Genomic DNA, 11,257 nt, shown 5'->3' with positions numbered 1-11,257 from the left:
GAGATCCGCACAAAATAGGGCCCCAGGGCGTCCCATCGGCGGAAAGCGCAGGCGTTTTGGGCCGTTCCGGAGGCTCCCCTCCAAATGTCAATTGTCAGTGCGAGTCAGTACGGTAGGTACATGAGCTACACCGAGTCGCCGGCGCCGGCAAACCACCTGACTGACACTGTTCTTCCCGTGCCGCCGGCAAGGGTTGACCGTGGCTCGGGGGAGCGCATGAAGCCGGGCATGGTGGAGGAGCTCATCGCTTCGGGCTCCGCGAAGGCCATGGTGCTCTCGCAGAAGAACGCCCTCGTGACGCGGGACGGGCTTTGGTTCGGGGACGCCGCACCGTTGCTGGAGGAGCTCCAGGCCACCGGTGCCGGAAACGTGACTGCCATCTATCTTGGGCGCACGCTCGGGCCGTCATCCCTGGCCGAGGGCACCCAGGTGCTGCTCTACGTCGCGGACCAGCTTCCGGCGGCTGGAGCGGCCGGCATTCCGTCCGGCGTCCACGCTGCGGGCTTCCGCGACGTCGCCGCGCAGCTGGCTGCCACGGACACGGCCCTCTTCGTCGAGGCCAGCGCCATCGCCAACTGGCACGCCACGCACACCCACTGCCCCAAGTGCGGCACGCCCACCATGATCGAAGCCGGCGGCTGGGTGCGGCGCTGCCCGCAGGACAACTCGGAGCACTACCCGCGGACCGACCCCGCCATCATCGTCACTGTCGTCGGCCCGGACGGACGACTCCTGCTCGGCGGCGGAGGTCCGGTGGACGCCAAGAACTACTCCACCTTGGCCGGCTTCGTGGAGCCGGGGGAGTCCCTGGAACAGGCCGTCGCCCGCGAAATCGCAGAGGAAGTCGGCGTCCGCGTCACTGCGTGCCAGTACCTCGGCTCGCAGTCCTGGCCGTTCCCTGCCTCCCTCATGCTCGGGTTCACCGCCACCACGGACGACGCCGTTGCCCGGCCCGACGGCGTCGAGGTCACCCGTGCGCGCTGGTTCAGCCGTGAGGAACTCCAGGCAGCCGTGCTCAGCGGCGAGATCACCATCTCCACGCGCCTCTCGATCGCCCGTTCGCTCATCGAGCACTGGTACGGCGGCGTCATCGAGGACCTCCAGCCGTGACAGAAGGCATTTTCGACGCCGGTACTTCCCTGGAGGAGCGCATCCTGGGCGGCCTTGATTCCGAGCAGCGCGAAGTCGCCACAACGCTCACGGGCCCCCTGTGCGTCCTCGCGGGTGCCGGCACCGGCAAGACCCGGGCCATCACGCACCGCATCGCCTACGGCGTGCATTCCGGGGTCTACAGTCCGCAGCGGCTCCTCGCTGTCACGTTCACCGCCCGCGCCGCGGCGGAAATGCGCAGCCGCCTCCGCGATCTGGGCGTCGGCAATGTACAAGCCCGGACCTTCCACGCCGCGGCGCTGAGGCAGCTGCAGTTCTTCTGGCCCCAGGCCATCGGCGGCACGCTGCCCAACCTCCTGGACCACAAGGCCAACATGATTGCCGAGGCCGCACGGCGTCTGCGTCTCAGCACGGACCGGGCCTCCATCCGCGACCTCGCAGCGGAGATTGAATGGGCCAAGGTGTCCATGTTGACTCCGGCGAACTACCTGGAGAACGCCCAGGGCCGCGGCACTCCCGGCGGTTTCGACCTCACGGCGGTCTCCCGGGTGTTCCAGTCCTACGAAGACATCAAGACGGACCGCAACGTGATCGACTTCGAGGACGTGCTCCTGATCACGGTCGGCATCCTCCAGGAAGATCCCAAGGTGGCGGCCACGGTCCGGGAGCAGTACCGGCACTTCGTGGTGGACGAATACCAGGACGTTTCCCCGCTGCAGCAGCGGCTCCTCGAACTGTGGCTGGGCGGCCGGGATGAACTCTGCGTGGTGGGCGATTCCAGCCAGACCATCTACTCCTTCACGGGAGCATCGCCCAAGCATCTGCTCGGCTTCAAGGCGCAGTACCCGGGCGCCAATGTGGTCAAGCTGGTCCGCGACTACCGTTCCACCCCGCAGGTGGTGAAGCTCGCGAACGATCTCCTGGGCTCGCGCCGCAGCGGCGGCCCCATGGCCGACGCCGCGTGGGCAGCCCCGCTCAAGCTCGTTGCCCAGCGGCCGGCCGGCCCCGAGCCGCGCTTCATGGAATGCCCGGACGACGAGGCAGAGGCCGCCGTCGTGGCCGGCAGGATCCGTGAACTGCTCGACGCCGGCGTGAAGGCCAGCGAGGTGGCCATCCTGTTCCGCACCAACGGGCAGTCGGAAGCCTATGAACAGGCACTGGCCTCGGCCGGCATCGGCTACCAGCTCCGCGGCGGCGAAAGGTTCTTCGCCCGCAAGGAGGTCCGCGACGCCATCCTGCAGCTGCGTGCGGCCACGCGGGCCGTGGCAGAAGGCCCCCGGGAGCCGCTCGGCCAGGTCGTCCGGGACATTGTCGCCTCATTGGGCTACACCGATGCCGCCCCGCACAACGGCGGTGCATTGCGCGAACGCTGGGAATCGCTGGCCGCCCTCGTGGCCCTGGCCGATGAGCTGGCCGTCAGCAGGGGCGGGGAGTTCACCCTGGCGGAGTTCGTCAATGAGCTCCAGGAACGCTCCGTGGCCCAGCACGCACCCACCGTCCAGGGCGTCACGCTGGCCTCGCTGCACGCCGCCAAGGGCCTGGAATGGGACGCCGTGTTCCTGGTGGGCCTCAGCGAGGGGCTCATGCCCATTTCCTTCGCCGACACCCCGGAAAGCGTGGACGAGGAACGGCGCCTGCTCTATGTGGGCATCACCCGTGCGCGCGAGCACCTCACGCTGTCGTGGTCCACGGCCCGCACTCCCGGCGGCCGCGCCAACCGCAAGCCCTCCCGTTTCCTTGATGGGCTGCGTCCGGATTCCGTGGTCGGTGCCAGCGCCCGCAGCCGTAGCGGGCCGAGCAAGCGCAAGGCCGCGGCGCCGGCGTCGTGCAGGGTCTGCGGCAGCATGCTGGCCACCGGTGCCGAGCGCAAGGTGGGGCGCTGCAGCCAGTGCCCGCCCACGTACGAGGAACAGACCTTCGAGGCCTTGCGGCAGTGGCGCAAGGACGAGGCCCAGTCCAACGAGGTGCCCGCTTACGTGGTCTTCACGGACGCCACGCTCACGGCCATTGCCGAGGCCAAGCCCGCCAGCCTTGAAGAGCTGTCCACGCTGGCCGGCGTCGGACCGTCCAAGCTTGAGAAGTACGGCGAAGCGGTGCTCGCTGTCCTGGCTGAGAACACGGGCGAGTAATGCCGCCCATTGCCGGCGACTTGACCACCGGCGACTTGACCACCGATGACGGCGCCCCCGTGATCGTCCGACGTTCGGTCAGGCGCAGCCGCACCGTGGCGGCGTTCTGGGAGGACGGCAAAGCCGTGGTTGCCATTCCCGCCCACTTCACGAAGGCGCAGGAGAGCGAGTGGGTCCGGCGGATGCTGGACAAGCTGCGCAAGCAGGGGGAGCGCCGCACCCGGGGCGGCGGGAGGCGCCGCCCCGCCAGCGATGCCGCACTCGCCGAACATGCCGCCGTGCTCTCCCGGACGTACCTGGGCGGCCGGGCGGTCCCGACGTCGGTCCGCTGGGTGGGCAACCAGAACTCACGTTGGGGATCGGCCACGCCGGCGGACGGGAGCATCAGGCTCTCTGACAAGCTGCGGCCCATGCCGCAGTGGGTGATCGACTACGTGCTGCTGCACGAGCTCGCGCACCTGCTCATCGCCGGGCACAACGCCGCCTTCTGGCGGCTGCTGGAGGCCTACCCGGAGACCGAACGTGCCAAGGCCTTCCTGGAAGGCGTCACCTTCGCCACTTCGCGCGGGCTGGGCCAGGACGAAGGCGCTTAGGCCTTGGCTTCGCCGGAATCCGTTCCGTCCGGAGCATCGCCGTCTTCCGGCCCTGCAGCATCGGAAGGGCCTTCGGCCGGGGTGTCGTAGCCGCCGCTGAGCAGCTTCTGCAGGGCGTCGTCCACCTCGCTGTCGCTGGCTTCGGCCAGGCGCCGCCGCTCGGAGAAGCCCAGGGGATCGTCCAGGTCTTCGCCGGTCGGCAGGAGATCGGGGTGGTGCCAGATGGCGTCGCGGCCTGCGATGCCCCGTTCCTTGGTGAGTGTCGCCCACAGCGTGGCCGCCTCCCGAAGCCGGCGCGGGCGCAGTTCAAGGCCCACGAGGGAGGAGAAGGCGTGTTCGGCGGGGCCGCCCGTGGCGCGGCGGCGGCGGACCGTTTCGCGCAGGGCCGTGGCCGAAGGCAGGAGCTTTTCCGTGGCGGCGGCCGTGAGTTCGTCCACCCAGCCCTCCACCAGCGCCAGCGCGGTTTCCAGCTTCTCCAGGGCCGCCGTCTGCTCCGGGGTGCGTTCCGGGGTGAAGACACCCTGCGACAGGGCTTCCTGGATGCCTTCCGGGTTGCTGGGATCCAGATCGCGGGCGAGGTCCTCGATGCGGGACATGTCGATGTGGATGCCGCGGGCGTAGGCCTCGATCGCTCCGAGAAGGTGGCCACGGAGCCACGGAACCTGTACGAACAGGCGCGCATGCGCGGCCTCGCGGACGGCCAGGAACAGGCGGACGTCGTTCTCCGGCAGGCTGAGCCCTTCACCGAACTTCGCCACGTTGGCGGGCAGCAGGGCCATTTCCAGGTCCGCGAGCGGCACGCCGATATCAGTGGAGCTGACGACCTCTGCTGAAAGGGCGCCGATGGCCTGGCCCAGCTGCATGCCGAAGATGGCGCCGCCCATGTTCTGCAGCACGTTGGACGCGCCGCCCATCATGGACTTCATCTCTTCGGGCATCTGCTGGGACAAAGCGTCCGAAAGCGCGTTGGCGATGCTGTTGGCCACCGGTTCGGTGAGGCGCTTCCAGGTGCCCAGGGTTGCTTCGACCCACTCGGCACGGGACCAGGCCCTTCCGATGAGGCCCGTGGCGGAAAGGTCGGTGACGGGGTCCAGCCACAGCTCGGCCAGGCGCAGGGCCTCGTCGATCTCGCGGGCCTGCGCGGAATTCACGGATGGGTCGCTGCCGGCGGCCGCAACACGGCGCGCGTTCTCATGCGCCAGCTGCCAGTTGACGGGCCCCTCGGAGGTGGAGCTCATCATGGCCTGCACCTGGGCGAACATCTGCTGGAGGAGCTGGGGATCGTTGGGCAGGCCGGCTGCCTTGGCCAGTTCAGCGGGATCGATGTTCCCCAGTCCCTGCCCGCCCATCAGGTTCTGCAGCATCTCTGCCAGCGGATCCTTGGGCGTGTCGTCGTCGTTGGACGGGTTGTTGGGGTTGGAGGTCATGGTGCCGCCGATCGTCGAACTGGCTGGTGATCTCTTTCACCGTACCGCGCAGCCCCGGGGCTGTCTGCCTGAATCTGGCACCGTTCGCTGTAGGCAAAGCACTCCCGGGGCGCCCGACAGCGTAGGGTGGATATTTGGTACGTGCCCGTCGCCGCAATTGGGTGGCCGGAGCCATAGCGTCGCGCAGAAGCATGCAGACGCGGAGAGGCCCTCATTGACTACTTTGCCGCCCCCCGCTGAACCAGCGGATCCGGCGTCCACGTTCGACGCCGGCTGGCAGCCCGTGCCGCCGGAACCGCCGCGGGATAAGCGCTACAGGATCATGATGGTCTCCGGCCTTCTGGCGCTGGGCCTGGGCATCGGCGCAGCCGCCCTTCCCGTGCCGTACGTCATCGAGTCGCCCGGTCCCGTCTTCAACACCCTGGGCACCAGCGGCGACCATCCCGTCATCTCCGTCCGCGGACATGAGAGCTATCCGGCCAAGGGCCGCCTGGATCTCACGACCGTCTACATCAGCGGCGGCCCGAAGGGCCCGGTGACCATTTTCGACGCCTTCAGGGCATGGGTGGACAGCACGCAGGCGGTCTATCCGGAGGAACTGGTGTTCCCCAAGGGTGTCACCGAAGAGCAGTCGGCGCAGGAAAGCACCGTGGCGATGGCCACCTCCCAGGAGAACGCTGTGGCGGCTGCGCTCCGGGAACTGAAGATCCCCTTCGGGCAGAAGCTGCAGATCGCGGGGCTCAGCGATTCCTCGGCCTCGGCCGGGAAACTGCAGGAAGGCGACGTTTTCACTTCCATCAACGGCAAGCCCGCAAGCACCCTCAGCACCATCCAGGCCGAGCTGGCCGCCGGCGCCGGGGCACCCGCCGTCGTGGTGGTTGACCGCAACGGCACCCCGATAACGGAAACCATCACGCCCGGCAAGGGCACTTCCGGCCGCTACGTGCTCGGGGTGCTGCTCGGGTACGACTTCACGTTCCCGTTCGATGTCAGCATTTCCCTCGACAACGTCGGCGGCCCCAGCGCCGGAATGATGTTCGCCCTGGGGATCATGGACACCGTGACGCCGGGCGATCTGACGGGCGGAAAGCACATCGCCGGAACCGGTACCATTTCGCCGGAAGGCGAGGTAGGGCCCATTGGCGGGATCGCCCAGAAGATGCACAGTGCCCGGGAGGGCGGCGCCACCATGTTCCTGGCTCCCGCGGAGAACTGTGACGACGTGGTGGGCCACGTTCCGGAGGGGCTCCAGGTGGTCAAGGTGGCCACACTGTCGGAGGCGACAGCCGCCGTGGAGCGGCTCGCCGCCGGACAGGACACGGCGCGCCTTCCCGCATGCTCCAACAACTAGACTGACCGTGGAACTTAGCTCTACCGCCACTCGTGGCACATATGACGGCCCTTTCGCCATCAGCTTCCGGTTAGGGGCCGTCAGACACACGCACACCGACTGTTAACTGACGACCAGCTATGAGGTACCGAGTTTGTCCCGTCCCGCCAGCTCCAACCCGCCCGGAAGACCGCCGCTGAGACGGGGTGCCCTGACGCCGACTTTGATCGTCGTCGCGGTGGCCGTCGTGGGCTTCATCTTCTTCGCCAACGTCTGGACTGATGTCCTCTGGTACCAGCAGCTGGGCTTCTTCGAAGTCTACGTCCGGGAAAACCTGGCCCGGATCATCACCTTCCTGGTCGGCTTCATCCTGATGTTCGCGGCCGTGTTCTACGCCATCCGCATCGCCTACCACGCCCGGCCCGTGTATGCCCCGGACGCCGAATCCCGCGACAACCTCAACCGCTACCAGGCGCAGCTTGAACCTGTGCGCCGCGTGGTCATGGTGGGCCTGCCGGTGCTGTTCGGTCTCTTTGCCGGCAGCGCGGCCGCCAGCCAGTGGCAGAAGGTGCTGCTGTTCTTCAACCAGGAGCAGTTCGGCCAGACGGACCCGCAGTTCGGCCTGGACATCAGTTTCTACCTGATGACACTGCCGTTCCTGGGCTTCCTCACCGGCTTCCTCATCAGCATCGCGGTGGTGGCGGGCATCGCCGGCATCCTGACCCACTACCTCTACGGCAGCATCCGGCTCATGGAACGCGGCATTTTCACCAGCCGCGCAGCCCAGATCCACCTCGCTGTCACCGGTGCGTTCTTCCTCCTGCTGCTGGGCGCCAACTTCTGGCTGGACAGCTACGCCACACTGCAGAGCTCCAACCCGGGGCGCTGGGCCGGTGCGCTGTACACGGACGTGAACGCGGTCATCCCCACGAAGGCGATCCTCGCCGTCGCCGCGGGATTGGTAGCCATCCTGTTCATCGTGGCCGCCGTGATCGGCCGCTGGCGCCTCCCGGTGATCGGCACTGCAATGCTGATCATCACGGCCATCCTGGCCGGCGGCGTCTACCCGTGGGTCATCCAGCAGTTCCAGGTCCGCCCTTCCGAGCAGACCCTGGAAAACAAGTTCATTGAGCGCAATATCTCCATGACGCGCTCCGCTTACGGCCTGGACAAGGTCCAGGCATCCGCGTATGAGGCCACCACCACTGCCACCACGGGCGCCCTGGCCAAGGACGCATCGACGGCGGCCAACATCCGCCTCCTGGACCCGAACCTGGTGTCCTCCGCCTTCGGCCAGCTGGAACAGTACCGCCCGTACTACCAGTTCCCTAAGAGCCTGAATGTGGACCGGTACACCGTGGACGGCAAGGTCCAGGACACCGTCATCGCGGTCCGTGAACTGAATGTGGACAATGTCAGCCAAGGCCAGCAGACATGGGTCAACCGGCACACGGTCTACACCCACGGCTACGGCGTGGTAGCGGCGAAGGGCAACAAGTTCACCGCCGACGGCAAGCCCGAGTTCCTGCTCTCCGGCATCCCCTCCACCGGCGTGCTCGGCAACGACACCAACTACCAGCCGCGCATCTACTTCGGTGAAAACACCCTGGACTACTCCATTGTGGGGGCCCCGGAAGGTGCCGCCCACCGTGAACAGGACCGTCCCGCCGGTAAGGACGCCACCGCCGACACCCAGTACACCTTCACGGGCAACGGCGGCCCGAACGTCGGCAACTGGCTGAACAAGATCCTGTACTCCATCAAGTTCCAGTCCTCGGACCTGTTGCTCTCCGATGGCGTCAACGAGAAGTCCCAGATCCTCTACGACCGCACGCCCCGCGAGCGCGTCGAAAAGGTGGCCCCCTATCTGACGGTGGACGGCAACGCCTACCCGGCCGTGGTGGACGGCCGCGTGAAGTGGATCGTGGACGGCTACACCACCAGCCAGTACTTCCCGTACTCCCAGCAGCAGCAGCTGCAGAGCGCCACCTCCGATTCGCAGACCACCGCAGGGCGCACCGCCGTCCTCCCGAACACCGCCGTGAACTACATCCGGAACTCGGTCAAGGCCACCGTGGACGCCTATGACGGCTCGGTGACCCTGTACGCCTGGGACGACCAGGACCCCATCCTGAAATCGTGGCAGAAGATCTTCCCGAGCACCATCAAGCCGTTCACGGAGATGTCCGGCCAGCTCATGAGCCACGTCCGTTACCCGGAGGACCTGTTCAAGGTCCAGCGTGAACTGCTGGGACGCTACCACGTCACCGACGCGGACCGGTTCTACAACAACGTTGACGCCTGGAGCGTTCCGAACGACCCCACGGTCACGGATCCTGTCAAGCAGCCGCCGTTCTACATGTCGCTGCAGATGCCGGACCAGGACAAGCCGGCCTTCCAGCTGACCTCGTCCTTCATCCCGCAGGTGGTCAACGGCAACGCCCGCAACATCCTCTACGGCTTCCTGGCCGCGGACTCCGATGCGGGCAGCGTCCAGGGCGTCAAGTCCGAGAACTACGGGCAGTTGCGCCTCCTGCAGCTGCCTACGGACACGCAGGTGCCCGGACCCGGCCAGGCCCAGAACAAGTTCAACTCCGATCCGGAAGTATCGCGGGAGCTGAACCTGCTGCGCCAGGGCGCCTCCGATGTGCTGAACGGCAACTTGTTGACCCTTCCCGTGGGTGGCGGTCTGCTGTACGTGCAGCCGGTCTACCTGAAGTCCACCGGTGAGACGTCCTACCCCACGCTGCAGCGCGTCCTGGTGGCTTTCGGCGACAAGGTGGGCTTCGCGCCCACCCTCGACGAAGCCTTGGATGAGCTCTTCGGCGGCGATTCCGGCGCCACGGCAGGCGACTCGGCGAACAACGGGCAGACGCCCGGCACGCCGGGGACCACTCCGACCACACCCGGCACCGCCGATGCCAAGGCAGACCTGAAGGCGGCCCTGGACGAGGCCAACAAGGCCATCGCGGACGGCCAGGCCGCCCTCGCCAAGGGCGACTTCGCCGGCTACGGCGCCCAGCAGACCAAGCTGTCGGAGGCCCTGAAGAAGGCCATCGACGCCGAGACCCGCCTGGGTGTGGTCCCGGAACCGGTCACGACGCCGAGCCCGTCACCGAGCGCCAGCCCGTCGCCGTCGGCCAGCAAATAAAGGTGACTGTCCAGCGGGCCGCCCGGCACACAGCCTGACGGAACGGCAGCGATGAAGCCGGCGCCAGCCCTGAACGGGGCGGGCGCCGGTTTTTTCGTGCCCCGGGTTTCGGGCCCTTGGCCGGGGCAGGGCGGCGTCTTCGGGGCCGGGGAGATGCACATCACGCCGCCAGGATTTGGTCTGCCATTCACCGGACGGTAATGTTGTTCTTGCGACGCGGGGTGGAGCAGTTCGGTAGCTCGCTGGGCTCATAACCCAGAGGTCACAGGTTCAAATCCTGTCCCCGCAACTGGAGAAAAGGTCCGGATCAGTGGAAAGACTGATCCGGACCTTTTTGTTGTGCCTGGGGTGCTGGGCCTCCGTGCCGCATCCCACAGGGCCCGTGGTCGGCGGTGCCCGCCGGGCGGGGTAGAGTTGGTATTACGCCGCGGGGTGGAGCAGTTCGGTAGCTCGCTGGGCTCATAACCCAGAGGTCACAGGTTCAAATCCTGTCCCCGCAACCACGTCGAGAAGGTCCCGATCAGCCATGCTGATTGGGACCTTCTGCATTTCCCCCGGTCCCGGTCTTCCCCTCGGCCGGTTCCCCCGCCGCAACCGGATTTCCCGCACCGCAGCTGGCCGCCTGCCGCGCCGCCGTGGAAAGAAAGTCGCCGGACCTATGGAAACTACTTGGACTTCCTAGTATTCTCGATCCAGAGCGTCACCAAGTTCACACCGAGGGAGTTGTTGAATGAAGATCGTCGTGCTGATCAAGCAGGTGCCGGACACGGCCGAGGAACGGACACTGGACCTGGCCACCAGGCAAGTGGACCGCGGCTCGGCCGAGCGCGTGATGGATGAGATCAACGAGCGCGCCCTCGAGGTGGCCCTGCAGCTCAAGGATGCCGACAAGCGCACCGAGGTGGTGGCCCTGACCATGGGCCCGGATGAGGCCACCCAGGCACTTCGCAAGGCGCTGTCCATGGGGGCCGACGCGGGCGTGCACGTCCTTGACGGCTCCCTGGCCGGCGCCGACGCCGCCCGCACGGCGGTGACCCTGGCGGCGGCGCTGAAGACCACCGGCTTCGACCTGGTTCTGGCAGGCAACGAGTCAACCGACGGCCGCGGCGGCGTGGTCCCCGCCATGGTGGCCGAGCACCTGGGCCTGCCGCTGCTGGGCTCGCTGGCCTCGGCCGACATCTCCGAGGGCATGGTCCGCGGCGTCCGCCAGGGTGAGAACGGCACGCTCAACGTCCACGCGGTCCTGCCTGCAGTGGTCAGCGTGACCGAGCGCAGCGCCGAGGCCCGGTTCCCCAACTTCAAGGGCATCCTTACGGCCAAGCGCAAACCTGTAACCACCCTGTCCGCCGCCGGACTTGGCTTGCCAGCGGCAGCTGAGGGCATTGCCCGGACCGTGGTGGTATCCACGGCCGAACGCCCTGCCCGTGCGGTCGGCAAGAAGATCACCGATGAAGGAAACGCCGCTGCCGAGCTGGCCGGGTTCCTTGTCACGAACCGTTTGGTCTGAGGAGGAAAGC

General features: G+C 67.3%; 7 protein-coding genes and 2 tRNA genes. 8 read left to right on the top strand and 1 reads right to left on the bottom strand.

The features are described 5' to 3' along the window. The first annotated feature begins 120 nt into the window (after positions 1–120). From nudC to NVV90_RS14150, 3 genes are read left to right on the top strand one after another with little or no spacing between them, the layout of a single operon-like run. Positions 121–1,110 (top strand): NAD(+) diphosphatase, encoded by a 990-nt coding sequence (gene nudC / locus NVV90_RS14160; RefSeq protein ID WP_258437913.1) that lies wholly within the window; start codon positions 121–123, stop codon positions 1,108–1,110. After that, the gene (locus NVV90_RS14155) at positions 1,107–3,239 is read left to right on the top strand and encodes an ATP-dependent DNA helicase UvrD2 (RefSeq protein WP_258437912.1); all 2,133 of its coding nucleotides are present in this window, start codon (positions 1,107–1,109) and stop codon (positions 3,237–3,239) included. Before nudC ends, NVV90_RS14155 begins: the two co-directional genes overlap by 4 nt. Continuing rightward, a complete protein-coding gene (locus NVV90_RS14150) occupies positions 3,239–3,832 on the top strand; it encodes a M48 family metallopeptidase (protein WP_258437911.1) in 594 nt (197 codons plus the stop codon). The genes NVV90_RS14155 and NVV90_RS14150 overlap by 1 nt, the downstream gene beginning before the upstream one ends. Here NVV90_RS14150 and NVV90_RS14145 read toward each other — a convergent pair. Next, the gene (locus NVV90_RS14145; protein ID WP_258437910.1) at positions 3,829–5,259 is read right to left on the bottom strand and encodes a zinc-dependent metalloprotease; all 1,431 of its coding nucleotides are present in this window, start codon (positions 5,257–5,259) and stop codon (positions 3,829–3,831) included. The two genes, NVV90_RS14150 and NVV90_RS14145, sit on opposite strands and share 4 nt — an antisense overlap. 214 nt (positions 5,260–5,473) lie before the next feature. On the opposite strand from NVV90_RS14145, the gene NVV90_RS14140 reads away from it, so the two are divergent. The 5 genes from NVV90_RS14140 (at position 5,474) to NVV90_RS14120 (ending at position 11,247) form a co-directional block, all read left to right on the top strand. Then, positions 5,474–6,610 (top strand): PDZ domain-containing protein, encoded by a 1,137-nt coding sequence (locus NVV90_RS14140; RefSeq protein WP_396125310.1) that lies wholly within the window; start codon positions 5,474–5,476, stop codon positions 6,608–6,610. Between the two features lie 133 nt (positions 6,611–6,743). After that, positions 6,744–9,740, top strand: a complete 2,997-nt coding sequence (locus NVV90_RS14135; RefSeq protein WP_258437909.1) for a UPF0182 family protein — start codon at positions 6,744–6,746, stop codon at positions 9,738–9,740. A gap of 215 nt (positions 9,741–9,955) precedes the next feature. Then, a tRNA-Met gene (locus NVV90_RS14130) sits at positions 9,956–10,029 on the top strand. Positions 10,030–10,166: 137 nt separating this feature from the next. Then, positions 10,167–10,243 (top strand) — tRNA-Met (locus NVV90_RS14125). A gap of 227 nt (positions 10,244–10,470) precedes the next feature. After that, the gene (locus tag NVV90_RS14120; RefSeq protein ID WP_258437908.1) at positions 10,471–11,247 is read left to right on the top strand and encodes an electron transfer flavoprotein subunit beta/FixA family protein; all 777 of its coding nucleotides are present in this window, start codon (positions 10,471–10,473) and stop codon (positions 11,245–11,247) included. Positions 11,248–11,257: the final 10 nt, after the last annotated feature.

The sequence above is a fragment of the Arthrobacter sp. CJ23 genome (genome assembly GCF_024741795.1).
In the GTDB taxonomy this organism is placed as follows: Bacteria; Actinomycetota; Actinomycetes; order Actinomycetales; family Micrococcaceae; genus Arthrobacter.
The sequence above is the reverse complement of the archived record's forward strand: the minus strand, read 5'-3'. Positions and strand labels throughout refer to the sequence as shown.

Bases quoted from the DNA above. Each gene is read 5' to 3' on its own strand.
- NVV90_RS14150 (WP_258437911.1), top strand. From the start codon at position 3,239: ATGCCGCCCATTGCCGGCGACTTGACCACCGGCGACTTGACCACCGAT.
- nudC (WP_258437913.1), top strand. From the start codon at position 121: ATGAGCTACACCGAGTCGCCGGCGCCGGCAAACCACCTGACTGACACT.
- NVV90_RS14120 (WP_258437908.1), top strand. From the start codon at position 10,471: ATGAAGATCGTCGTGCTGATCAAGCAGGTGCCGGACACGGCCGAGGAA.
- NVV90_RS14145 (WP_258437910.1), bottom strand. From the start codon at position 5,259: ATGACCTCCAACCCCAACAACCCGTCCAACGACGACGACACGCCCAAG.